The 25,056-nt window shown below is 46.6% G+C and carries 16 protein-coding genes, 2 tRNA genes, 1 rRNA gene and 1 riboswitch; of the genes, 13 read left to right on the top strand and 6 right to left on the bottom strand.

Features of this window, described 5'->3' with window-relative positions; translation table 11 throughout:
• The 5 genes from rrf to PQQ36_RS18760 form a co-directional block, all read left to right on the top strand.
• A 5S ribosomal RNA gene (rrf, locus tag PQQ36_RS22785) occupies positions 1-75 on the top strand; the annotation flags it as partial.
• Between the two features lie 32 nt (positions 76-107).
• A tRNA-Asp gene (locus PQQ36_RS18745) sits at positions 108-184 on the top strand.
• A gap of 51 nt (positions 185-235) precedes the next feature.
• Positions 236-312: transfer RNA gene (locus tag PQQ36_RS18750), tRNA-Trp, on the top strand.
• Between the two features lie 224 nt (positions 313-536).
• Complete coding sequence (locus PQQ36_RS18755; RefSeq protein WP_130247748.1) at positions 537-1,667, top strand: FIST signal transduction protein; 1,131 nt, start codon at positions 537-539, stop codon at positions 1,665-1,667.
• A gap of 1 nt (position 1,668) precedes the next feature.
• Positions 1,669-3,108, top strand: a complete 1,440-nt coding sequence (locus PQQ36_RS18760) for a sensor domain-containing diguanylate cyclase (RefSeq protein ID WP_039554808.1) — start codon at positions 1,669-1,671, stop codon at positions 3,106-3,108.
• Between the two features lie 29 nt (positions 3,109-3,137).
• On the opposite strand, the gene PQQ36_RS18765 is transcribed toward PQQ36_RS18760, so the two are convergent.
• Positions 3,138-4,472: a cation:proton antiporter gene (locus PQQ36_RS18765; protein ID WP_039554806.1), complete on the bottom strand. Its 1,335-nt coding sequence runs from the start codon at positions 4,470-4,472 to the stop codon at positions 3,138-3,140.
• A 183-nt stretch (positions 4,473-4,655) separates the two neighbouring features.
• On the opposite strand from PQQ36_RS18765, the gene metH reads away from it, so the two are divergent.
• On the top strand, positions 4,656-8,336 hold the full coding sequence (gene metH, locus PQQ36_RS18770; protein ID WP_273662201.1) for a methionine synthase: 3,681 nt from the start codon (positions 4,656-4,658) through the stop codon (positions 8,334-8,336).
• Positions 8,337-8,417: 81 nt separating this feature from the next.
• Here the strand turns inward: metH and lysC are convergent, their stop codons facing one another.
• Entirely contained in the window at positions 8,418-9,767 is a 1,350-nt protein-coding gene (gene lysC, locus PQQ36_RS18775) for a lysine-sensitive aspartokinase 3 (RefSeq protein ID WP_039554802.1), read from the bottom strand.
• 120 nt (positions 9,768-9,887) lie between these two features.
• Positions 9,888-10,066, bottom strand: a riboswitch (Lysine riboswitch).
• A gap of 215 nt (positions 10,067-10,281) precedes the next feature.
• Here lysC and PQQ36_RS18780 point away from each other — a divergent pair.
• Entirely contained in the window at positions 10,282-11,403 is a 1,122-nt protein-coding gene (locus PQQ36_RS18780) for a pyridoxal-phosphate-dependent aminotransferase family protein (protein ID WP_039554800.1), read from the top strand.
• A 64-nt stretch (positions 11,404-11,467) separates the two neighbouring features.
• Here the strand turns inward: PQQ36_RS18780 and PQQ36_RS18785 are convergent, their stop codons facing one another.
• From PQQ36_RS18785 to PQQ36_RS18800, 4 genes are all read right to left on the bottom strand, one after another.
• On the bottom strand, positions 11,468-13,231 hold the full coding sequence (locus PQQ36_RS18785; RefSeq protein ID WP_039554798.1) for a PglL family O-oligosaccharyltransferase: 1,764 nt from the start codon (positions 13,229-13,231) through the stop codon (positions 11,468-11,470).
• Between the two features lie 66 nt (positions 13,232-13,297).
• The gene (gene uvrA / locus PQQ36_RS18790) at positions 13,298-16,120 is read right to left on the bottom strand and encodes an excinuclease ABC subunit UvrA (protein ID WP_243301915.1); all 2,823 of its coding nucleotides are present in this window, start codon (positions 16,118-16,120) and stop codon (positions 13,298-13,300) included.
• A 141-nt stretch (positions 16,121-16,261) separates the two neighbouring features.
• On the bottom strand, positions 16,262-17,134 hold the full coding sequence (gene galU, locus PQQ36_RS18795) for a UTP--glucose-1-phosphate uridylyltransferase GalU (RefSeq protein ID WP_011079387.1): 873 nt from the start codon (positions 17,132-17,134) through the stop codon (positions 16,262-16,264).
• Positions 17,135-17,319: 185 nt separating this feature from the next.
• Positions 17,320-17,967, bottom strand: a complete 648-nt coding sequence (locus PQQ36_RS18800; RefSeq protein WP_045596394.1) for a response regulator transcription factor — start codon at positions 17,965-17,967, stop codon at positions 17,320-17,322.
• 299 nt (positions 17,968-18,266) lie between these two features.
• On the opposite strand from PQQ36_RS18800, the gene PQQ36_RS18805 reads away from it, so the two are divergent.
• From PQQ36_RS18805 to mshL, 6 genes are all read left to right on the top strand, one after another.
• Positions 18,267-18,806, top strand: a complete 540-nt coding sequence (locus PQQ36_RS18805) for a single-stranded DNA-binding protein (RefSeq protein ID WP_011079389.1) — start codon at positions 18,267-18,269, stop codon at positions 18,804-18,806.
• Between the two features lie 152 nt (positions 18,807-18,958).
• Positions 18,959-20,956, top strand: a complete 1,998-nt coding sequence (gene csrD / locus PQQ36_RS18810) for an RNase E specificity factor CsrD (RefSeq protein WP_045596393.1) — start codon at positions 18,959-18,961, stop codon at positions 20,954-20,956.
• A 12-nt stretch (positions 20,957-20,968) separates the two neighbouring features.
• Positions 20,969-22,429 carry an MSHA biogenesis protein MshI gene (locus PQQ36_RS18815; RefSeq protein ID WP_263217732.1) on the top strand — a complete coding sequence of 487 codons (1,461 nt, stop codon included), beginning with the start codon at positions 20,969-20,971 and terminating at the stop codon, positions 22,427-22,429.
• Complete coding sequence (gspM, locus tag PQQ36_RS18820) at positions 22,426-23,076, top strand: type II secretion system protein GspM (protein WP_045596391.1); 651 nt, start codon at positions 22,426-22,428, stop codon at positions 23,074-23,076. The genes PQQ36_RS18815 and gspM overlap by 4 nt, the downstream gene beginning before the upstream one ends.
• Complete coding sequence (locus PQQ36_RS18825) at positions 23,069-23,389, top strand: MSHA biogenesis protein MshK (RefSeq protein WP_011079393.1); 321 nt, start codon at positions 23,069-23,071, stop codon at positions 23,387-23,389. Before gspM ends, PQQ36_RS18825 begins: the two co-directional genes overlap by 8 nt.
• A 15-nt stretch (positions 23,390-23,404) precedes the next feature.
• Entirely contained in the window at positions 23,405-25,051 is a 1,647-nt protein-coding gene (gene mshL, locus PQQ36_RS18830; RefSeq protein WP_072612424.1) for a pilus (MSHA type) biogenesis protein MshL, read from the top strand.
• The last annotated feature ends 5 nt before the right edge of the window (positions 25,052-25,056 follow it).

A 25,056-nucleotide genomic window follows, 5' to 3' on the forward strand; every position in this document is an offset into this window, starting at 1 on the left:
GAACTCAGAAGTGAAACGAAATAGCGTCGATGGTAGTGTGGGGTTTCCCCATGTGAGAGTAGAACATCGCCAGGCTTTAAATTTAGACTTAAATGTCTAACCAGTGCGGAGCGGTAGTTCAGTTGGTTAGAATACCGGCCTGTCACGCCGGGGGTCGCGGGTTCGAGTCCCGTCCGCTCCGCCACTTATTTAGAAACCTCGCTAATTAGCGTTTTTTTAGATATAAGAAAAATTTAGGGGTGTAGCTCCAATTGGCAGAGCAGCGGATTCCAAATCCGCGTGTTGGGAGTTCGAATCTCTCCACCCCTGCCATATTTAAGGCTCTGAACGAAAGTTCAGAGCCTTTTTCATATTCCATTTTAGAGTATGTAAACTTCTGTTGTTGGTGACTATATCATCGATCCCATATTCCCTTTCGCATCTTCTTTGTTTCTGAAAGCGCCTCTCTGTCTGCTTATTTTATTCCACCTTCAGTATTTGCTCTTGAATGATAGGCAAAAGCAACTAACTTTAATTTAAAGGGATGGGAGCGCATCATGAAGATTGAGCAAATTGTATGGCAAGAAGGTCATTGGCAAGGTTTATCTTCCTCCAGCCAGTTAGATAGCATAAATACATTAATCATCGTGTTTGGACGAGCGAGTGATACATCGCTCGAGCAGTTAAGCGCTCAGATGCCCTACTCCCAAGTCATAGGTTGTAGCACAGCAGGAGAAATTATTGACAATACGATTCTTGAAGATGCTGTAGTTGCAACCATCATACTATTTGAAAAGTCGACAATTCATCTAGCGAGTGCACACATCGAAGAAGGAATGAGAGCAAGTTTCAACATCGGAGTTCAGTTAGGTCAGGAGTTATCTTCTCACAAGGATAATTTAAAACACGTCTTTGTTCTGAGTGATGGTTTGCTCATTAATGGGGGGCATCTTGTTGAAGGCTTTCATTCTGTCTTGCCGAAAAACATTAAAGTGACTGGCGGGTTAGCGGGTGATGGTGAGCGGTTTGAGCAAACAACCGTGATTTCAGGAAACCGATCTAGCTCTGGGCTTGTGGTCGCGTTAGGGTTGTATGGTGAGCATTTGTCTGTAGGGTATGGTTCACGTGGCGGTTGGTGTCCTTTTGGCATGGAAAGAAAGGTAACACGTTCAACCGATAATGTTCTTTATGAGCTTGACGATCAGGATGCTTTGTCTATATACAAAACGTATTTAGGAGACTTAGCACAAGAACTGCCCGCTAGTGGTTTGCGATTTCCCCTAGAGATTAGTGTACCTGGTCAAGAGCTAAAGCTTGTGCGCACGTTACTCGCGATTGATGACGCACAAGGATCGATAACGTTTGCAGGCAACGTACCCAAAGGCGTCACTGCTAAATTGATGAGAGCCAGTTCAGAATCGCTTATTGAGGGGGCGCGTAATGCCGCGAGTTTGTGCCATCACGATAGTTCATCTCCTGCGTTGGCCATCTTAATCAGTTGTGTCGGAAGGCGCTTACTCTTGAGGCAGTTGGCTGAAGACGAGGTTGAGGCGGTGAGCGAAGAGTTAGGCGAAAATACTAGGGTATGCGGTTTTTACTCTTATGGTGAGATTGCCCCTAGCTCGGAGGAAGGAAGCGCAGATCTGCATAATCAAACCATGACCATTACTACTCTGTCGGAAATATAGTATGCATCGCTTACTGCAGCGACAGCTCAGAAAAGTATTTCCACAAGGTCTTCCCGATGACCCTAAAATTCAGTTGTTGGTTGAGTTGGTGGAGTCTGGCTATCAATCCTTCTCAGAGCAACTCACGATATTAGAGCGTTCACTAGACATTAGTAGTGATGAGCTCAATCAACGCAATCAAACCTTAAATTCGATTTTGGACTCTTTGCCTGACATGAGTTTATGGATGGATAAAGATGGCATTATTCGAGATGTCAGAATTGGTCATTTTGACCCTCCACTACTTGGCCATGATACTGATACGGATTGCATTTTTGAGCTCCCTTTCATCAAAGCATCTAGCGAGTTTCAAGCTTTTCTTGAGAACTATCAGTCACGTGGTGGAAGAAGCGAAGACATCGCATTTCAGTTGGATGACCACGAATATAGAGTGAGGGCGAACATTACTGCTGTCGGGAATCATCGTTGGCTGCTTGTGTTACAAGACATCTACCTGCGTAAAAAGCTCGAAGAGATGCAATATCAGCGTTTACAACAATCGAAACGTGCTGAAAAACAGCTACAGCAGCTCGTGAACTCTGCTCCTATTGGTATTTTAATTTGCGATCCTCGATTGAATATCTTGATGACGAATGATTTTATTTGTCAGCTATTTGGCATGTCTGAACAAGATGTGTTGTTCCACCATCCAATGGATTTTATTTCTTTGCGTAGCCGGGAGTTATTCCAGCGTTATATTCAAAAAACCATTAACGAACAAGATAGTCAGGAAATTGCTCGTGCGGATTTGTTACTCATGCTGCCGGAAAAGAAAGATATTCCGATTGAGATGGCCTTCAGCCGCTTAGTTTTTGAAGGCAAACCAATGATCATCATGTCGATCACCGATATCAGTGAACGTAAAAAGCTTGAAGCCATGTTGCGTAATCTGGCGGCGACCGATCCGCTTACAGGTGCATTTAATCGCCGTAGTTTTATGGAGCAAGCCGAAAAATCAATCAGAACGTGTCAACGTTGGAACTGTCCACTGTCAATCATGATCCTAGATATCGATCACTTTAAACAATTCAACGATAGCTATGGTCATGCCGCTGGTGACTTGGTCCTTGTTGAACTTGTTAAGATGGCTGATTTATCAACACGAGAAATAGATATTATCGGTCGTTTAGGAGGAGAAGAGTTCGCCGTTGTATTACCAGGATTAGGTGAAAAGGAAGCATTTGAAGTGGCGAAGCGATTACGAAGCGTTGTGGAAAACATGCAAGTCCACTATGAACAGCAACCGTTACAAATGACCATTAGCATTGGCGTGGCAACATTGCAGCCGTCGGAGCTTAACACGCCTCTCGAACAATTGATGAAACAGGCTGATGAAGGCCTCTATTACGCAAAAGCGCATGGTCGGAACTGTGTTATCTCACCACTGTTAATGAATGGCTGAAGTAAAAAGGGCCCTAAGGCCCTTAATCATTATGATGAAATGGATTCTGTCTTGCCCTCAGGAACAGTCACCGAACTTTGCTTCGCTTCGAATTCAGCTTCTGATTTTTTGGCTTTCTCGATCATTGGAGTGATGGTTGAACCCTGAACCAATATTGAAAAAACCACCACCGCGTAGGTCATTACCAGAATAATCTCTTTCACGTCGATGAGCTTATCTGGAATAACCCAAATACCTGATGGAATTGAGAGTGCCATCGCTAAGGCTAAACCACCGCGTAATCCGCCCCAAGTGAGGATTTTAATTGACCATGGATTGTATTGGCGGAAGCGTTTAAAGCCGATATAGGACAAAAATACGCTGAGGTAACGAGCGATTAAGACCAGTGGAATAGCGATGGCCATCAAAATCCAGTCCTCTTGATGGAATTTAAACAGCAACATCGACATACCAATCAGAAGGAAAAGCACACCGTTGAGAAACTCATCGACGAGCTCCCAGAAATGATCGAGATGATCTTCACTCTCTTTAGAGAAGCCGATGAATCGTGTCCAGTTACCAATCATAATGCCAGAGACCACCATTGCTAATGGACCAGAAACATGGAGCACTTCTGCAAAAGCATAACCTGCCGTTGGGATGCCAATGGTGAGTAGTAGCTCCATTGAGTGGTCATCAGTGGCACAGATAAGATAATGGAAGAGTAACCCCAATGCGAAACCATACAAAATACCCCCGATGGCTTCCTGGATAAACAACATGGTAACGCTGCCTACCGTGGGTGTTTCGTGGCCAAATGCGATGGTAAACAAGGTCACAAAAATCACAAGGCCAAAACCATCATTGAAGAGTGATTCCCCTTCAATTTGCGTTGAGATTCTACGAGGTGCCTTGAGTTTTTTCACGATAGCCAAAACGGCGATCGGGTCGGTCGGTGAAATGAGTGCACCGAAAAGCAGGCAGTAAATCAGATCAAACTGAATACCAATGAGCTGGCAAATGCCATACAGAGCAAAACCAATAAAGAAAGTAGAGAAAAGTGTCGCACCTAGCGCCAACACGGTAATTTCCCATTTTTGGTCTTTAAGGTTGGGTAGTTTGATACCTAAACCACCAGCAAACAATAAGAAGCCCAAAATACCTTTGAGGAGGAAATCTTCAAAGTCGATGCTCGACATGGTTTGTGTGGCGATTTCAGTTAAGTGGAACCAGTTGTTCTGACCAGCAATTAAAATAAGTAATGAGAGCACCATTGAACCTGCGGTAATCGCGATGGTAGTCTGCATTTTGCCTATCTTGCTGTTTACAAAAGCAATCAACATTGCTGCAGCGGATAGAAAGCAGAGAGTATAGTAGACCGACATACAGTTCTCTATTTGTAACAAATTGTGAACGAAATTCTCCTCGTTTGATGAGCAAATAGCAATCTCTTTTTCCTAGTAAATTAGTCCAAATGAGCTGTAATGAAATTAGTGTTTTTAGACGTCTAGACTCCTGAAAATTGTGTGATAGGATGTCGATAATAGAAAAAGGAATGAGGCGGTATTGTGGGAAGTAATATTAGAGCGCAGATTGAAGCACAACTGAAGCAGCGAATCTCATTGATTGATGGTGGTATGGGCACCATGATCCAAGGCTACAAGTTGCAGGAGCAAGATTATCGTGGTGAGCGTTTTGCTGATTGGCATAGCGATTTAAAAGGCAATAACGACTTACTGGTTCTAACTCAGCCACAGTTGATTAAAGAAATTCATCATGCCTATCTAGAAGCGGGTGCCGATATTCTTGAAACCAACACCTTTAACGCCACCACCATCGCGATGGCTGACTACGATATGGAAAGCCTGAGCGAAGAGATCAACTTTGCTGCCGCGAAGTTAGCACGTGAAGCCGCGGATGAGTGGACAGCCAAAAATCCCGCAAAACCGCGCTATGTGGCGGGGGTACTTGGCCCAACCAACCGTACTTGTTCCATTTCGCCAGATGTAAACGATCCGGGTTATCGCAACGTCAGCTTTGATGAGCTGGTAGAGGCGTATTCTGAATCGACTCGTGCGCTTATCCGCGGTGGTTCTGACCTCATCCTCATTGAAACTATTTTTGATACCTTGAACGCGAAAGCGTGTGCTTTTGCAGTGGAGTCGGTGTTTGAAGAATTAGGCTTCGCACTCCCTGTCATGATTTCGGGTACCATCACCGACGCCTCAGGTCGAACGCTTTCCGGTCAGACGACGGAAGCCTTTTACAACTCTCTTCGTCACGTACGTCCGATCTCTTTCGGCTTAAACTGTGCGCTTGGGCCCGATGAACTGCGCCCTTATGTGGAAGAGCTTTCTCGAATTTCTGAAACGTTTGTTTCCACTCACCCGAACGCGGGCTTACCGAATGCCTTTGGTGAGTACGACCTATCTCCAGAAGAGATGGCGGAACACGTCAAAGAATGGGCACAAAGTGGTTTTCTAAACCTGATTGGTGGTTGTTGTGGCACCACGCCAGAACATATTCGCCATATGGCAATGGCGGTAGAAGGGGTGAGTCCTCGTGTATTGCCTGAGATTCCAGTTGCCTGTCGCTTATCTGGCTTAGAACCGCTGACGATTGCCAAAGATACTCTTTTTGTTAACGTGGGTGAGCGTACTAACGTTACTGGTTCTGCGCGCTTTAAACGCTTGATCAAAGAAGAGCTGTATGATGAAGCGTTGGACGTTGCGCGTGAGCAAGTTGAAAACGGTGCGCAAATCATCGACATCAACATGGATGAAGGGATGCTCGATGCAGAAGCGTGCATGGTGCGTTTCCTTAACCTATGTGCATCTGAGCCAGAAATCTCCAAAGTGCCGATCATGGTCGACTCCTCTAAGTGGGAAGTGATCGAAGCTGGCCTGAAATGCATTCAAGGCAAGGGCATCGTGAACTCCATTTCTCTCAAAGAGGGTAAAGAGAAGTTTGTCGAACAGGCGCAGCTGATTCGTCGTTATGGCGCGGCGGTGATCGTGATGGCATTTGATGAAGTCGGCCAAGCGGATACGCGTGAACGCAAACTGGAGATTTGTACCAAAGCCTATCGTATTTTGGTCGATGAAGTCGGTTTCCCACCGGAAGATGTCATCTTCGACCCCAACATTTTCGCTGTTGCAACGGGCATTGATGAACACAACAACTACGCGGTCGACTTTATTGAAGCGGTGGCGGACATCAAACGCGATCTTCCGCATGCAATGATTTCTGGCGGGGTATCGAACGTTTCCTTCTCATTCCGTGGTAACAATTACGTCCGTGAAGCGATACACGCTGTGTTCCTTTACCACTGTTTTAAGAACGGGATGGACATGGGCATCGTGAATGCTGGCCAGCTCGAAATTTATGACAACGTGCCTGAAAAGTTACGTGAAGCGGTTGAAGATGTCGTACTGAACCGCCGCGACGATGCCACTGAGCGTTTGTTGGAGATTGCCGAAGAGTACCGTGAAAATGCCGTGGGCAAGCAAGAAGATGCGTCGGCGCTAGAGTGGCGTACTTGGTCTGTCGAGAAACGTCTTGAGCATGCATTGGTTAAGGGGATCACCGAGTTCATTGTCGAGGACACCGAAGAAGCACGTTTAAATGCCAGCAAACCACTGGAAGTGATTGAAGGTCCACTGATGGACGGCATGAACGTGGTGGGCGATCTGTTTGGTGAGGGCAAAATGTTCTTACCACAAGTGGTGAAATCCGCACGCGTAATGAAGCAGGCGGTGGCTCACTTGGAACCCTTCATCAATGCGTCCAAACAAGCGGGTTCTTCGAACGGTAAGATCCTATTGGCGACGGTGAAAGGGGATGTACACGACATCGGCAAAAACATTGTTGGCGTGGTACTGCAATGTAATAACTACGAGATCATCGATCTCGGTGTGATGGTGCCGTGTGAGCAGATCTTGAAAGTCGCGAAAGAGCAGCAAGTCGACATCATCGGTCTTTCTGGTTTGATTACCCCATCACTCGATGAAATGGTGCACGTAGCCAAAGAGATGGAGCGCCTTGGCTTTGATTTGCCACTGTTGATTGGCGGCGCGACCACATCAAAAGCGCACACCGCGGTGAAGATTGAACAAAACTACTCACATCCTGTTGTATACGTAAATAACGCCTCTCGCGCAGTCGGTGTTTGTACCTCGTTACTTTCTGATGAACTGCGTCCTGCGTTTGTTGAACGCTTACAGGCCGATTATGAGTTGGTTCGCGATCAGCATAATCGCAAGAAGCCGCGTACTAAGCCGGTGACGTTAGAAGCGGCACGTGCGAACAAGGTGGTAATTGATTGGCAAAGCTACACGCCTCCTGCACCGAGTCAGCCTGGTGTGCACGTGTTTGATGACTTTGACGTGGCGACGTTACGCCAATACATAGACTGGACACCATTCTTCCTCACCTGGTCATTAGTGGGTAAATACCCAACGATTTTTGAGCATGAAGAGGTAGGTGAAGAGGCGAAGCGTCTATTTGAAGATGCCAATGAGTGGCTAGATCGTATCGAACAAGAAGGGTTACTCAAGGCGCGTGGCATGTGTGGTTTGTTCCCAGCGGCAAGTGTTGGTGATGACATTGAAGTCTATACCGATGAGTCTCGCACTCAAGTGGCGAAAGTGTTGCACAATCTTCGTCAACAGACGGAGAAACCCAAAGGGGCGAACTACTGTTTGTCAGATTACGTTGCGCCAAAAGAGAGTGGTAAAAAAGATTGGATCGGCGCTTTTGCTGTGACTGGTGGGGTGAACGAGCGTGAGCTCGCAGATCAGTTCAAAGCACAGGGTGATGACTACAACGCCATCATGATTCAAGCGGTTGCCGATCGTCTAGCGGAAGCTTTTGCAGAGTATCTGCATGAACGTGTCCGTAAAGAAATTTGGGGCTATGCTGCCGATGAAAACCTTTCAAACGAAGAACTGATTCGCGAGAAATACCAGGGGATCCGTCCTGCACCGGGTTACCCTGCCTGTCCAGAGCACACCGAGAAAGGGCCGTTATGGGAACTGCTTAACGTAGAAGAGACCATTGGCATGTCACTCACCAGCAGTTACGCAATGTGGCCGGGAGCTTCGGTATCAGGATGGTATTTCTCTCATCCCGATTCTCGTTATTTTGCCATCGCACAAATTCAGCAAGACCAAGTGGAAAGCTATGCTGAGCGTAAAGGTTGGGATCTCTTGGAAGCCGAAAAATGGCTTGGTCCTAATATTAATGGCTGATACTGGCCTGCGTTGAGCAAAAGAAAAGGTCACAGCGATGTGACCTTTTCTCTTTGGATCAATGTGATCTTGAAACGATGTTTAGCGTTCAAAAAGATCTTGATGCAGTTTTTGGATCACGCTCTTAGAGTCGTGTGCATCGACTAAGAAGCAAAGGTTGTGATCACTTGCCCCGTAACAGATCATACGCAAATTGAAATCCCCTAAGGTGCTGAAGACTTCTTTAGCGTAACCCTTGGTTTCCATATGATTGCCGATCAAGGCCACCAGACAAAGGTTGTGCTCGACTTCAACAGTACATAGCTCTTCAAGCTCCTCTCGCGCGGCCTGTGGCAGTTCAGGTGCACCACCAGAAGTGTCTGTTTTGTCTAGAGTGAGGGAAACGCTGATCTCTGAGGTTGTGATCAAATCCACGGAGATTTTATGTTTTGCGAGAATTTCAAATACTTTGGCTAAGAAGCCGTACGCATGGAACATTTTCGCACTGCGTAAGGTGACCATAGTCTGATTGCAACGCAGTGCCAGTGCACGGAAAAGCGGCGAGCTTTGTGCTTCGTGGCGAATCCAAGTACCGCCTTTTTCTGGCTCTTTTGACGATCCGACAAAAACTGGAATGTCGTGACGAAGGGCTGGAACGAGCGTTGATGGGTGCAGAATTTTGGCACCAAAGTTAGCCATTTCAGACGCTTCTGCAAAGCTGATTTCTGGAATTGGCGCTGCTTTCGCCGCAATGCGAGGATCAGTGGTGTAGATCCCTGGAACATCGGTCCAAATCTCTAGGCCACTTGCTTTAACGCCTTCGGCAATCAAAGCCGCACTGTAGTCGCTGCCACCACGGCCTAAGGTAGTGGTATTGCCTTCCTCATCCGAACCGATGAAGCCTTGAGTTACTACCACGTAATCGCGGCAAAGTGGTAAAAGCTTCTCTTGCGCCAGCTCTGCAATCTTTGCCACGTCGGGTTCTGCGCGGCCAAAGTTGTCGTCTGTGCGTAGGACTTCTCGAATATCAAATCGCACCGCGTTGACTCCACGCTCACGCATCAACTGGGCCAGAATATGAGTCGACATCAACTCACCACACGCGACCAAGTGGTCGGTGAGTTTATTGCTGGCTTGAATCGATGCGGCTTCAGCAAGGCTAGTGATGGTATCGAGAATGGCATACACTTCCGCCGCCGCTTCTGTTGCATCTTCCAATTGATTGAGAATCGCGTCATGAATTTCAGCCAATTGGGCTAGAAGTTCAGCGCGTCTTTCTTGTGATTGAACACCATTGGCCAACTCTACCAATAGGTTAGTGACGCCAGAGCATGCACTGCTTACCACTAAGCGTGTCTCTGGATTGTTTTCAATAATGGCCGAGCAACGACTCATTGCCTCAAAGTTTGCAACACTTGTTCCACCAAATTTCGCTACATTCAATGCGCTCACGGCATTTCTCCCACGACTTCCGAAAAATATTAACCGTTGGTAATCCAACATCCGATGTTTGTTTTGGTGAGGAAAGGGGCAGAGCAGTTTAGAGAGGTCAGTTTGAATAATCAGAAAATCCATCTCAGAAGCTCTTCATCAGGCTGAGCTGATGACAGTTGATGGGACTCAACCCAAGTCAACCGACAGATCAAATCCTGCAATTTTGATCTACCTCGGCACTACTCCCCCTGAATGTTCTGTGTTGGAGTTGCGGCTCCACAAAACATCTGCCTGGGCAGTGCTCCTCTTCTGCAAAAAGCTTAAACATTGAACGTTTTTCACACTCCAATGTCAACGCTTAATTCGATCGTGATTGAAAGTTTTTATTAACAAATTTGTGACACTGGTTTGACCTCTAAGACTGTCGGCTAATTGCTGTCGTTGCTCGTTTGCTTTAGTGTGGAGAAACATAATTTGCATTAAAACGATTACGCTGTCCGTTAACCTTTTTCACGCTTAGCAAGGAGCCGGTATGTCAATTCAAAGCTTTATTCCACCACGCCGTATTTTAATGGGGCCAGGACCATCTGATATTTCCCCGCAAGTATTACAAGCACTTAGCCGCCCAACCGTGGGGCACTTGGACCCGCTGTTTATTCAGATGATGGATGAGCTCAAACAATTGCTTAAATACGCCTTTCAAACTAAGAATGACTTTACCATTGCGGTCTCTGCGCCAGGCAGTGCGGGAATGGAAGCGTGCTTTGTGAACCTGATTGAACCGGGAGATAAAGTCATCGTCTGCCGCAATGGCGTGTTTGGTGAGCGCATGCGTGAAAATGTCATTCGCGCTGGTGGTGAGGCGATATTAGTGGATGATGAGTGGGGAACACCAGTCTCGATTGAGAAGGTCGAGCAGGCCTTAACGCAACATCCGGATAGCAAAATTCTGGCTTTTGTTCATGCAGAAACATCGACAGGCGCAAGAAGTGATGCGGAGACACTGGGGAAATTAGCAAAACAATATGGAGTGCTGACGATCGTTGATACGGTCACTTCGCTGGGAGGCATTCCGCTTAAAGTCGATGAATGGCAACTTGATGCTGTGTATTCCGGTAGTCAAAAATGTCTCTCTTGTGTCCCGGGTCTTGCTCCTGTGACGTTTTCTTCTGCCGCCATTGAGAAAATTCAGTCACGTAAAACACCCGTGCAAAGCTGGTTCTTAGACCAAAGCTTAGTGTTAGGGTATTGGAGTGGGGAAGGAAAACGCAGTTATCATCATACCGCACCCGTCAACAGTTTGTATTCACTGCACGAAGCGTTGTTGATGCTGAAAAATGAAGGCCTGGAGAACGCTTGGGCGCGGCACGAAAAGATGCACAGCAAGCTGAAAGTGGGTCTCGAAAAATTAGGGTTCCAATTTGTGGTCGATGAAGAGTACCGTTTGCCTCAACTCAACGCGATCTATGTGCCTGAAGGTATCGATGAAGCGAAAGTGCGTAGCCATTTGCTTGAAACCTATAACTTGGAAATTGGCGCCGGTCTAGGAGCGTTAGCTGGTAAAGCGTGGCGTATAGGCTTGATGGGTTACGGTGCGAGAGAGGAAAATGTCGCGTTATGTTTAAGAGCGCTTGAAGAGTCGCTCACTCAATAATCTTTGGTCAGTTAACAATAAAAAAGCGAAGCTGGTGAGCTTCGCTTTTGTATTACATGACAAACTACTGACCGGACGACACGGAGTGAGACAATGCCGCTGACGGTGGTTGATAGTGAATGTTGCTGAAGTCGTTTTTAGGGAAGAGGAATTCAGCTTCCGCCTTTACTTGTTCTGCCTTACTCAAATCGCCAAGCCCTTGGTAGGCTAAGATTAAATTGGAATAAAACGCTGGTCTTGGCTTGGTCTTAATAATGTCAAGGGACCAATCAATATAGGTCTGAATCAATTTGGCATCTTGTGTTGCTAAGCCAATGTTGAGGTAGGTGCTGTAGACATCCCAATCGAAACGATCTTTCCACACCACGGGATTGGTGACGCGTTGTAAGAGATCTGGATTGACTGGGCGAGTGGTTTCAAACTTGGTCAGCACGTAGTTAGTATGCAGGGCGCTCAGCATGTAGAAAGTGGTCAGTATCGGCACCACTAAACTGGCGACTCGTAATGCCGTTTTACTGATGCGAGAAAAATTCACGCTTTTGACTTTCGCTACACGTTGATCAACCCAATAGATGAGTATGATGAAAATCAGCCAGTGTGCCGCAGAGTGATAAAAAGGGTACTCCAGTTGACTGTGTAGTACGATCGGCACAAACAGGGCAAACATGGCCAAACGCGTGCCTTTCTTGGCACTGTAGATTCGGTTCAATACCAAGATGGCTGCGAGAAAAATCCCTAATAGTGGAACAAGCCCACCTTCTACACCCCAATAGAGTAGCTCGTTATGTGGATGATCCATCGCCGGAAGTGCTGGTGGATATTGCTTGTTGAGTAAGTGCTGCCTTGCCGTGTACAAGGTGTAAGCCGATTCAAAATTGCCGTAACCGTAACCAGTGAAGGGCTTCTCTATCAGCATATCGAGTGCTTGCGGGAAGGTATAGGCTCTTGGTGATTCTAAGTTGGTTTTCTGTCCCGCCAAATTGCTATCGGTGCTTTGAAGTAGCGCACCGGATAAGCTTAAACCCAGAATAATGGACCCCAGCCAACCCCAAAAACGAATTTTAGTACCAAATCGGTAGAGATAGGGCAGCAACAAAAGAGTGGCAATCATAGCGGCTAGCCAACCGGTACGAGAAGCTAACACCACGATCAAAGGGACGGTGAGCAGTGGAATCAAATAGAGTAAAGTGATTTCACTCAGATGCTTATTGTATTTGTGTGGCTGTCTCGCTAGTAGGTAACCAGAAATAATTAACCCCGTTGCAAGGAAGCTTGCCATCACATTGGGTTGTTGAAATATGCCATAGGGTCGATTTGACAGCGTGTCATACCCCATCCAATTACCGGGTTTGAGCCAAAGGAACTGGTAATAGCCGATGAAGGATTCGATCACGACAGCCAATACGACGAGCCATAACAAGCGTTGTTTGTGTTTATTACTAAAGCTGAATTGTTGCAGTAACACAAAGAAGCCAAAGCCAGCCCAGAGGCCAACCAAGCGACCCACCGACTGCATGTAGTGGCTGTTGGCATAAAAAAGTGGCACGGTCAGAATGAGACAACTGACAAATAGGCCAATGGTCAGTTTGGAATAACGCAAATATTGCTGACTAGCAAGTTGGTAGCAACCAAGCGCAAAGACAAAGGAGAACGCAATCCAAGTGGTTGGGTTGAAAGAGAGCGCAAGCCCCGCACCTCCAGGATTGGGCATAAAGAAATGCATAGCGACGAGAAAGAGGATCGCCAGTGCCAGTAAAAACTTTTTGTTGAGAGGCACTTGTGCCTTAGGTTCTGCTAATTGCGTACCGCTTACGTGTATCGTTGCCATAACGTGATTCTTAATCTGAAAAAAGAAACCAGCTTTACGCTGGTTTCATCACTTTACCTGTTTTTTCTATTTCAACATAGGCTTAAGGAAGCGTGCGGTATGCGAACCTTCGATCTGCGCCACATCTTCAGGTGTTCCTTGGGCAATGATTTCCCCTCCACCTTGGCCGCCTTCTGGACCTAAGTCGATGATCCAGTCGGCCGTTTTGATCACATCTAAATTATGCTCAATCACGACAACGGTGTTGCCATGATCACGTAAGCGATGCAATACGGTCAACAGTTGCTGGATATCGTGGAAGTGTAGGCCCGTTGTTGGTTCATCCAAAATATAAAGGGTTTTGCCCGTATCGCGTTTGGACAACTCTCGGGCCAGTTTCACACGTTGTGCTTCACCGCCAGAGAGGGTGGTGGCCGCTTGACCTAAGCGGATATAAGAAAGACCCACATCCATTAAGGTTTGCAGTTTACGCGCGATGACAGGGACAGGAGCGAAAAACTCATGAGCGTCTTCAACCGTCATTTCCAGCACTTCATCGATGCTCTTCCCTTTGTAGTGTACTTCTAACGTTTCACGGTTGTAGCGCTTGCCTTTACACACATCACAAGGGACGTAAACATCAGGTAAAAAGTGCATTTCAACCTTGATAACACCATCACCTTGGCAAGCTTCACAGCGGCCACCACGAACGTTAAAGCTGAAACGCCCTGGCTTATAGCCACGTGAACGAGACTCTTGGGTGCCGGAGAACAGCTCTCGAATCGGAGTGAAAATCCCCGTATAGGTTGCTGGATTCGAACGCGGTGTGCGACCGATGGGGCTCTGGTCGATATCGATGACCTTATCAAAATGCTCTAAGCCTTTAATAGACTTATAAGGCGCTGGTTGAGCTGTGGTCGCTCCATTGAGTTGGGTATGCGCAATTTTGAAGAAGGTGTCGTTAATCAGTGTTGATTTACCTGAACCAGAAACCCCAGTGATACAACTGAATAGCCCGACAGGCACCGAAAGATTGACCTCTTTAAGGTTGTTGCCACTGGCTCCAATGAGCTCAACGGTTTTGTTCTTATCTCTTGGTGTGCGTTGAGTCGGCACAATAATCTGCTTGGCACCGCTCAAGTATTGTCCGGTCAAGGAATCTGGATTGGCGAGAATCTCGGCCATTGTTCCTTCGGCAACCACTTGGCCACCATGTACGCCTGCACCAGGGCCAATGTCAATCACATGGTCGGCACAACGAATCGCATCTTCATCATGCTCTACGACTAATACGGTATTGCCGAGATCGCGTAAGTGCGTGAGTGTTTTGAGTAAGCGCTCGTTGTCACGCTGGTGAAGGCCTATTGACGGTTCATCGAGCACGTACATCACGCCAACCAAACCGGCACCGATCTGGCTAGCCAGACGAATACGCTGTGCTTCGCCACCAGACAAGGTTTCAGCGCTGCGAGACAGGTTCAAATAATTGAGGCCAACGTTGACTAAAAACTGCAGTCGATCGTTGATCTCTTTCATGACCTTCTCCGCAATTTGAGCTCGCTGCCCTTCGAGTTTTAAGGTGGCGAAAAAGGTCAATGCATCAGCGATACTCAACTCGACGATTTGTGGCAATGTCGTGTCATTAATAAACACGTTGCGTGCTTCTAGGCGCAGACGTGTTCCACCACAACTGGTGCAAGGTTTGGTGGAGATATATTTCACCAACTCTTCTCGTACCGAGTTAGATTCGGTGTCGCGATAACGGCGCTCGAGTGTATTGAGAATACCTTCAAATGGATGGCGTTTAAGACGAATGTCGCCTCGATCGTTAATGTACTTAAATTCGATTTCAGTGCGCCCTGAGCCTTTTAAGATGACCTCTTGGATGCGTTTTGAAAGCGAATTAAAAGGGGCATGTAAATCGAAATCGTAATGCTCAGCCAGCGAGGTGAGCATTTGGAAATAGTAATAGTTCTTCTGATCCCAACCCCGAATCGCCCCTTGTGCAAGACTTAAATTGGCATCTTGAATCACACGTTCTGGGTCAAAATATTGCTGTACCCCGAGGCCATCACAGGTGCCACAAGCCCCTGCTGGGTTATTGAACGAGAACAAACGTGGCTCAAGCTCTTGCATACTATAACCACAGTGGGGACACGCAAAATTGGCGGAAAAAACGATCTCTTCACCGTCACCCTCCATAGGGGCAATCACAGCGATGCCACCTGAGAGTTCCAGTGCCGTTTCAAAGGATTCTGTGAGCCTTTGTTGTAAATCGCCACGCACTTTAAAGCGGTCAACCACCACTTCAATGGTGTGCTTTTTGTGTAACTCTAGCGTTGGTGGATCGGTGAGGTCACAGGTCTCTCCATCAATACGCGCACGGATAAAACCTTGAGCAGCAAGATTCTCTAATGTTTTAACGTGCTCGCCTTTGCGCTCTTTCACGATGGGGGCGAGCAACATCATTTTGGCACCTTCAGGCAGCTCCAGCACTTTGTCGACCATTTGGCTAATGGTTTGAGCCGCTAAAGGGACTTTGTGGTCAGGACAGCGAGGCTCACCAACGCGGGCATACAGTAGGCGAAGGTAGTCATACACTTCGGTGATGGTCCCTACGGTTGAACGCGGGTTGTGCGAGGTGGATTTTTGCTCGATAGAAATGGCTGGCGAGAGGCCTTCAATGTGGTCAACATCGGGCTTTTCCATCAATGAAAGAAATTGACGAGCATAAGCAGAGAGGGATTCAACATAACGTCGCTGACCCTCTGCGTACAAAGTGTCAAATGCCAAAGAAGACTTACCTGAGCCGGATAAGCCCGTAATAACGATCAGTTTATCTCGGGGAATGGTGAGATTTATGTTTTTGAGATTATGGGTACGTGCTCCGCGAACTTCTATCTTGTCCATCTTTGATGCTCTGTGTAATACCAACAAGTTGAGCAAGTATTACATAGTGTGAGAAATGTGCAATAAAATACTGGATAAAAAAACAGTTAAAAATAAGGCGCTTTATCAAAGCGCCTTACGTCTCGGTTTAGAGGAAGTTGATTACTTCTCTTTTTGCGTACTGAATTTACCCAATTCAGACGTCTTCTCATCTTTCAGATAAAGGTTTTGGTAGCAATAGTTGGTTGCTTCGATATAGCCTTCAACGCTGCCGCAATCAAAACGACGACCTTTAAACTTATATGCCAATACACAACCTGCTTTTGCTTGTTTGAGTAGTGCGTCGGTGATTTGAATTTCGCCGCCTTTACCTGGTTCAGTTTGCTCAATCAGATCAAAAATATCTGGGGTAAGAATGTAACGACCAATAATTGCAAGATTACTTGGCGCGGTACCAGGTTCTGGCTTCTCCACCATGTTGTCTACGCGGAAGAGATCGTCTTTGATCATTTCGCCAGAGATCACGCCGTATTTATGAGTTTCATTTTCAGGTACTTCCTGAACAGCAACGATCGAACAGCGGAACTGCTTAAACAGCGCGACCATTTGTGCCAAGACACCTTGTTCTTCATTCACACAAAGGTCATCAGCCAGTACGACGGCAAAAGGTTGATCCCCAACGAGTTCACGGCCCGTTAAGATGGCGTGCCCTAAGCCCTTCATTTCACGCTGGCGAATGTAGGTAAAGTTCGCGGAGTCGATCAAAGCACGTACATCTTCCAATAGGGCTTCTTTGTTGGTACCACTAATCTGATGTTCTAATTCGTAGTTTTTATCGAAGTGATCCATGATTGAATGCTTACCACGACCAGTAACAATGCACATTCCGTCCATACCCGCTTGGATGGCTTCCTCCACACCGTATTCGATCAGAGGTTTGTTCACCACTGGCATCATTTCTTTTGGCATCGATTTGGTCGCAGGTAAGAAGCGAGTGCCGTAGCCAGCGGCAGGGAAAAGGCATTTTTTAATCATTGAATAGTGTCCTTATCAAATCGAACTCCTCACCGAAACAATACGCACGTAAAAATTAAAGCCGAGCGCGCAGCATTTCCTTTGTGGTGTGTTGTTCCATAAACAGTTAGTTATCATTAGGGGCGATTCTAACCTGTTATTTTGTCATACGTTACACTCTAAAGGAAAATTCGCGATCTTCTTACTTATGAGATCAAATTTTGGTCAGCCCACGCGGCAGCTTGGACACGATTCTTCACGGAGAGCTTTCTAAAGGTTTGATAGAGATGCGACTTTACGGTGAATTCACTAATGAAAAGATCTTCGGCGATTTGAGAATTTGACTTGCCAGATTGCACGCAGCGTAACACTTGAATTTCTCTCATCGTGAGATCCACATTCACTGGTGAAGTGTGTGAACAAACCATATTTCGATAGTAGTGGATGAGTTGTGCGCTGACGTCGCGTGGCAGCCAGCTTTTGCCATTAATCACCGAATTTAGTCCTTTGGCCATGTCTGTCATGGCGGTGTCTCGGTAGAAGATCGCTTTGCACTGGCCAAAACCGATCAGTTCCTCAGTCGTCAATCGGCTAGGTACATTACACAGGACCGTTTCAAACCCTTTCCATATCAGGGGTAGGTTTTTAATTTCTCTCAACAGCACCTTATGTTGCTGATGATCAATCAATAAGATCCGATTACGATGATTGGGATCGGCTTGCATGAGCGTTGCCGGGGTAATCACAGGGATCTCCATTTGAATCTGTTTAGCTAATACCGTGACGAACTCAGGAGTTTGTTCGTTTTGCAAACTGATAAAAAATGGCTTCCGCGCGTAAGAAGATTTTCTCATAACAACCTCCATTTATGGTTAATTATTGAATAAGTCGAATGCGCGGGTGCAACGTTGTCATCATTAAATCGCACAGGCTACTGGCAGAATAGCGAAATGCGTAGAATTTCATATGGATAAGTAAATGAGAGATTTATTAGCGCAAAAAAACGTTTAGTCGCTCCTAAATCTTGCAATTTTTAGCTTGGTCTGAGGTGATGGATAACACACAATTTGGCGACTATTTTTACCATAGCTAAAAGCGTGCTATTCTATTGCGCTAACTATTTATTAATACCGAAAGTTAAACGGAGCACATCATGGCCAGCCGTGGAATTAACAAAGTAATCTTGGTAGGGAACTTAGGTAACGACCCTGAAATTCGTTACATGCCAAGTGGCGGTGCGGTGGCGAATATCACCGTTGCAACTTCAGAAACTTGGCGCGACAAAGCGACAGGCGAGCCTCGTGAGAAAACAGAATGGCACCGTGTGACGTTATACGGCAAGCTGGCAGAAGTCGCGGGTGAATACCTACGCAAAGGTTCTCAAGTCTACATTGAAGGACAACTGCAAACGCGCAAATGGCAAGACCAAAATGGTCAAGACCGTTATTCAACTGAAGTTGTTGTACAAGGCTACAATGGCATTATGCAAATGTTGGGTGGCCGTCAGCAGCAAGGTGGCGCTCCAGCTATGGGCGGTGCTCCGCAGCAGCAACAAGGTGGTTGGGGTCAGCCTCAACAGCCAGCCGCACAGCCGTCTTACCAAAAGCAGGCTCCAGCGCAACAACAGCCAATGCAGTCTCAGCCTCAGTACAATGAGCCGCCAATGGACTTTGATGACGACATTCCGTTCTAAACCGTCGCTAAATTATATAGACGAAAGCCGCGATTCCCGCGGCTTTTTCAATGACACTTCTCACATCTACTGAGAGTAGATTGTTAACCATTCACTTATCAAGTATATAGAAATAAACGGTATATGATGAATGGAAAAGGAATTCGGTGTTCATGAGGTATACCCCGACTCTCAAACTCAGTACTCGACTTGTAGCCTTCGTTACAATGATCGTTATCAGTGCCATGTTTATCCTCTTTATTGGTGGCACTCTCTCATTTAAAAAGCTTGGTCAGGAATATCTCAACCACTATTTGGCGGGCATTGTCGAAGTGTTGGATAAAGAGATGGAAGATCCTGATGCCGCATATTCTATGCAGCGTTGGATGCCGAAAATGCTGCAAGCTTCCAATATCGTAGAAATGAAGCTTTCTACCGATTCTGGGGTGGTCTACCGTTTCAAGGACACCTCGCCACAAATTGACGTCAATCGCCTTTATGAACAAAGTTATGTGCTTCAGCGTAATCCCGGGTATCGCGTCGAGTTCAAAGCGACACCGCCTTACGTTGGCTTTGGTTATTCGTTTCAAGCGTTGTGGTCGATTACCTTAGCGGTTGGCTTGATCATTTTTTGTTTAATGCGTGGTGTGAAATGGCTGAAAGAGCAGTTATATGGCTCAGAGCTATTGGAAGAGCGCGGACGCATGATTCTGGCAGGACGAGTGGAACAATACGCCAAAGGTGACGAGCGAGAGTGGCCTTACACGGCAAGTGAAGCGTTAGACATGCTGATTGAAGAGCTGCGCGATGCACGTCAAGAGCGCAGTCGCTTTGATACGTTTATTCGTACCCAAACTTTTCTGGATAAATTGACGGGCACGGCGAATCGGGTGTTATTTGACAATAAACTGGAATCGGCGCTGCATGAGAGTGGGGCGCAAGGTGCGGTGTTATTGATGCGCATTGCGGATTGGAAAAGTGTGTCAGAAGAAAATGACAAACAAATGGCCGATGAATTTGTTATTGAAGTGGGCAGCCTCATTTCCAATTTGGTTCAACGTTTTCCTGAAGTGGTCTTCTCACGCTATTACCCGTCCGACTTCGCTCTCTTTATCCCTCATTTAGGTGCCAAAGACGTGGCCAATCTGGCGTCGCAGTGCATTCGTCAGCTGGAGAAACTCAATCCTCCTTACCCACTGGATAAAGAAAACTGGTGTCACATTGGTGTCACTATGTATCAGGAGGGGGAACGACACAGCCAAATTATGGATGAAGCGGAAACCGCACTGCGAAGTGCTCAATTACAGAGCAATAATAACTGGAGTCGATTTAAGAAGTGGAATCATATTGATGAAACAAGAGGTAGTGTGAAGTGGCGTACCATTTTTGAGACAGCCATGTCGACTGAAAATGTGCTAGTCTTCGGACAATTGTCTTATTTATTAGACGGGCAGCAGTTAAATCCATTGCATACTGAGTTAACATGTCGAATTGTTGATCCAGAAAACGGCATTGTGAAAGCCTCTCGCTATATGTCTGCGTTAAAGCAGGTTGGGTTTGAGAGTCAAATGGACCGCGCGGTCATCGGCAAAGTGTTTGCTCATTTGCGTGCAAATTCTGAGAATATCGGCAAATTGTCACTGAATTTACACGTCACGCCGTTTGCCAACCGTCATTATTTCAAATGGTTCCGAGACGAACTGCTACAGTTACCTAGTGAGTATCGAACAAAATTGAGTTTTGAGTTTGTTGAAAGTCACTTAGTAAGGCATCTGGATTATATGAGACCTGTGGCAAAAATGTTGTCAGGTTTGGGGTGCCAACTGGTGGTCGGGCAAGCTGGTAGAACCATTGTGAGTACGCATTATTTGAAAGATTTGGGTGTGGATTACTTAAAATTACATCGAAGTCTGACAAAGAAAATAGAACAACGCCATGAAAACCAGTTGTTTGTTCGTAGTATGCTGGGTGCGGGCGCAGGGACGAAAGTGAGAGTCATTGCGGTTGGCGTTGAAACCAAGCAAGAGTGGTCAACCTTGGTTGAGCTTGGCATACATGGTGGACAAGGGCGCTATTTCTCCGTTGAAAATCAGTGGTTACCGCCAGTCGTGACTACTGTGGAAGAAAAACAAACGAAAACGGCAAGACGCAATCGCTGGCGTCGAAAATAAGAAGAAAAACAGATGAATGTGAAGTCATTGCTCGAAAAATTGAGAGGCCAAGCTAATGGCGGGGAGCAGCGTTTTGTCATGCTTCAGCCTGATGCCGTCTACTTTGCCGCTCAAGGCGAGTTGAGTACCGAAAGTGCCACGTCTCAAGCGCTTTTTGAACCTATCGATGAGAGTTGGGAAAAAGCACTTGAGAAAGTTCTGCAGTTACAGTTCACGCCTGGTGAAAAGGTGACTGTGTTACTAGCCAGCCATCATTACCAAGTTTTTCAAATAGAAAAACCAGCGATCCCACGAGAAGAGTGGCCTTCAGCTTTACCTTTCCTAGTCAAAGATCTTATTTCTGAACGCCCAACCGAAATTGTCGCTGATGGACGTTTACTTCCGAATAGCAACAAGCTGCAAGTGTATGTTCTGTCGAAAAAGATCGTGGATAAACTGCTGGATTTGATTGTTCGAAATCAGTGCGAGTTACATTCGATTGTTCCCGAAGACGAAATTTGGGCGCACAGCGCTGGTGAGTTGGCCAATTTTCTTCTATTGCAACGCAGCGCCAAAGGGCAATTCAAACTCGGTGCCTTTGTTGAACACACGCCGATGTTTCAACGAACCATTCGTTCCGTTTTTCCTCCATTAACTGGTGAAGCAGCCAGTGCCCTTCAGCTTGATGGGTTGGCTCTTGAGCTACAACGTTCCATCGATTATCTCTCATCACAAATTAAAGGTGTCTCCCTCAATCAGCTTAAAATTTGCTGTGATGAAGAGGACCACGCAGAGCTTGTCTCGGCGCTCAATGAACGATTAAGTGCGAATGCCTCAGTATTAGATGACGAGGGAAGGCTCTCTGGCAACATCGTAGTGGATTGTGCAGCGCAGCTCGGTCAGGCTGAAATCAATCTTTATCCTGAGCACCTTAAGCCTAAAAAAGAGCTGTTCACGCTCAATAATGTAGCGGCTGGCTGGGGAGGCATCGCGGCGATTTTCTTGATGGTGTACGCCTTCGCGTTATGGCAGCAACGCGCCATCGATAATCAACTTGCTAATGTGCAAGCGGAATCTCAGAAACTGACTCAGCAGCTTAGTCAACTGCAAGCCAAGTTAGACCAGCATAAACCCTCTTCAGAAAAACTGGCGGCGGTGGAGCGTTTAAAAGTAAAAGTTCGAGCGCAAGAAGCGTCGTTAAACGCGATTAGCCAATATGATACGTCATTGCAAACAGGGTATTCTGGCATGATGTTGTCGCTAGCGAAGCTCGGCAGAAATGACATCTCACTGACGGACATCAGTGTGGTGGGGGCGAATTTAGACGTGAAAGGCCTTGCGATCAGTGCCAATGCGGTGCCGAACTGGGTAAACCAGTTTAAGCATGAACTGCCTCTGGTTGGTCGCAGCTTTGATAAGGTGAAAATCGGACGTAACGAAGACGATGTCATCACGTTCGAACTCAAAACGAAAGCAGAAGGTAAAGGCCAATGAAGCAGCAGTGGAATGCTTGGAATGACAAGTTTCTTGCCTTAAGTGGCCGAGAGAAGTGGCTGATTACGCTCTGTGGTTTGGTGGTGATTGTACTGCTGTTGTTTACCTTGGTGATTGAGCCTGCTTGGAAGCAGTTAGCGGCGAAAAAAGAACAACTGAGTAGCACCATTCAGCAGAATCAGAAGCTACAAGGCGACATTCTGGTAATTCAGGCTAAGCTCAATAAAGATCCGAATAGAGAAATTGACATCGAAATGAAGAGCTTATTGGCGCGAAGTCAAGAACTCGGCATGCAGTTGTCTGAAGTGATTGGCAATCTGCTTTCTCCTAGCCAAATGGCGGAATTACTGGAGACGGTACTCGATAAAAGCAGTGGCGTTAAGTTGATTTCATTGGAGTCGTTGCGTGCAGAGCCAATAGAGGGTAACCCAGAAAATTCTGAGTATTCGGGGTATTACGTTCACCCAGTGCGATTAGAAATGACTGGCGACTTTTTCGCGATTCAAGGCTATTTGAGTAAGCTTGAGAATTTGCCAGTGAAATACTATTGGCGCCGCTTCCACTACCAAGTAGAGGAGTATCCTCAAGCTCGCGTGGTGTTGGAAGTGTATACGTTAGGAACAAGACAGGAGTTTATTGGTGGTTAGATTTCTTCTGTTATCACTGTGTTTCGCTGGTGGAAATGCGTATGCGACTCAAGATCCAACGGCTCCGCTAGGTTGGACGAAGCCCGCTCAAACCAAGCCAAGTGCACAGAGACAATATCGCTTACCGACGTTACAAAGCATCGTCTGTCAGTCACCGAAAGAGTGTGTGGCGATTTTAAATGACGATGTGGTCAGTGTGGGCGAAACCATACGCGGTTATAAAGTCACTCAAATTGATTCTGATGTGGTGACATTAAAGCGAGGCTCCAAGCTGTGGAAATTAGAGCTTTTTAATCTGGATATAAAAGAATAATAAGGTTTGAATCAAATGCGCAAGATTGTAGTTGGAATTATCATTGCCTCGCTAATGGGGTGCTCTATGGGGCACAGAGATCCCGTTGAAGTCAAACAGACCTTAAACCAGTCCATCAATGAGGCTAATAGCCGAGCACTGGATGAGCTGCCACCTTCTGTGGAAGAGGACTTAATGCCGGAACTGGAAGCGGCCAATACGGCAGGCAGCAATACGGTGAAGCGTTTTCGCATTAAAGCCAGTGGCGTTGAAGCAAGGCAGTTTTTCACCTCCCTGATCAAAGGCACGGAGTTCAGTGTCGCAGTTCATCCCGATGTAACAGGGCGTATCACGCTGAATGTCAGTGATGTGACGCTCGATGATATCTTATTGATCGTACAAGATATGTATGGCTACGATGTGATTAAAACGGGCAAGGTTATTCAAGTTTACCCCGCTGGTTTACGCACAGTGACCATCCCGGTCGATTATATCCAGTTCCAACGTTCTGGCCGCTCTTTAACCAGTATCGTGACCGGCTCTGTGACCTCGACGGGCTCCACCAGTTCCGGCGGCGATTCTGATTCTAATTCCAATAACAGTTCGAATAACTCCAATAACAGCGGAGATAACACAACCACAGCCAGTGGTGGCACCCGTATTGAAACCATTACGGAAAGTGATTTCTGGCCGTTATTGCAACAAGCAGTGGCGGGCTTAATTGGTTCAGGTAAAGGACAAAGTGTCGTCGTGACACCTCAAGCGGGGGTGATTACTGTTCGTGCTTTCCCGGATGAGATTCGCGAAGTAAGGCAATTCCTCGGCATTTCTCAAGAGCGCATGCAGCGCCAAGTCATTCTTGAAGCCAAAATTCTTGAAGTCACCTTGAGTGACGGCTATCAACAGGGGATCAATTGGTCGAACATCTCAGCGTCGATTGGTAATTCTGGCAGCATCGTAGTGAACAGACCGGGCTCTACCGTATTACCTGGCTTGGATGCCATTGGCTCACTGCTCGGTGGGCAAACCAATGTAACGATCTCTGATGGTAGCTTTGAAGCGGTATTAAGTTTCATGTCTACTCAAGGTGATTTGAACGTGCTTTCTAGCCCGCGCGTTACCGCATCGAACAACCAGAAAGCAGTCATCAAAGTGGGTAACGATCAGTATTACGTCACCGCGTTGTCAAGCAACGTGGGCAATGATGATAAATCTAAAGCTGTGCCGGAAGTGACGCTAACGCCATTTTTCTCGGGTATTTCTCTCGATGTGACGCCACAAATTGACGATAAGGGCAATGTGTTCTTGCATGTACACCCTGCGGTGATTGAAGTGGAAGAAGAAACCAAGCAATTGAATCTGGGCGGCGACTTCCAAAACGTCACTCTTCCTTTGGCCAAAAGCTCTATTCGTGAATCTGATTCGGTGATTCGTGCTCGTGATGGTGACGTGGTGGTTATTGGTGGTTTGATGAAGTCGAACACGATTGAACGCGTGTCTAAAGTACCATTTTTTGGTGATATTCCAGCCTTGGGCCACCTGTTCCGCAATACATCGAACTTAACGCAAAAAACGGAACTGGTTATTTTGCTTAAGCCAACGGTAGTGGGTGTGAACACTTGGCAGAAAGAGCTAGAGCGTTCAAGGGATCTGCTTCAAGAATGGTTCCCTGATCAGCAGTAGTTTAA

The organism is Vibrio sp. CCUG 15886 (assembly GCF_028570825.1).
Taxonomy (GTDB): domain Bacteria; phylum Pseudomonadota; class Gammaproteobacteria; order Enterobacterales; family Vibrionaceae; genus Vibrio; species Vibrio vulnificus_B.

Bases quoted from the DNA above. Each gene is read 5' to 3' on its own strand.
- PQQ36_RS18755 (WP_130247748.1), top strand. From the start codon at position 537: ATGAAGATTGAGCAAATTGTATGGCAAGAAGGTCATTGGCAAGGTTTA.
- PQQ36_RS18760 (WP_039554808.1), top strand. From the start codon at position 1,669: ATGCATCGCTTACTGCAGCGACAGCTCAGAAAAGTATTTCCACAAGGT.
- PQQ36_RS18765 (WP_039554806.1), bottom strand. From the start codon at position 4,472: ATGTCGGTCTACTATACTCTCTGCTTTCTATCCGCTGCAGCAATGTTG.
- PQQ36_RS18780 (WP_039554800.1), top strand. From the start codon at position 10,282: ATGTCAATTCAAAGCTTTATTCCACCACGCCGTATTTTAATGGGGCCA.
- PQQ36_RS18785 (WP_039554798.1), bottom strand. From the start codon at position 13,231: ATGGCAACGATACACGTAAGCGGTACGCAATTAGCAGAACCTAAGGCA.
- uvrA (WP_243301915.1), bottom strand. From the start codon at position 16,120: ATGGACAAGATAGAAGTTCGCGGAGCACGTACCCATAATCTCAAAAAC.
- galU (WP_011079387.1), bottom strand. From the start codon at position 17,134: ATGATTAAAAAATGCCTTTTCCCTGCCGCTGGCTACGGCACTCGCTTC.
- PQQ36_RS18800 (WP_045596394.1), bottom strand. From the start codon at position 17,967: ATGAGAAAATCTTCTTACGCGCGGAAGCCATTTTTTATCAGTTTGCAA.
- PQQ36_RS18805 (WP_011079389.1), top strand. From the start codon at position 18,267: ATGGCCAGCCGTGGAATTAACAAAGTAATCTTGGTAGGGAACTTAGGT.
- csrD (WP_045596393.1), top strand. From the start codon at position 18,959: ATGAGGTATACCCCGACTCTCAAACTCAGTACTCGACTTGTAGCCTTC.
- PQQ36_RS18815 (WP_263217732.1), top strand. From the start codon at position 20,969: ATGAATGTGAAGTCATTGCTCGAAAAATTGAGAGGCCAAGCTAATGGC.
- gspM (WP_045596391.1), top strand. From the start codon at position 22,426: ATGAAGCAGCAGTGGAATGCTTGGAATGACAAGTTTCTTGCCTTAAGT.
- mshL (WP_072612424.1), top strand. From the start codon at position 23,405: ATGCGCAAGATTGTAGTTGGAATTATCATTGCCTCGCTAATGGGGTGC.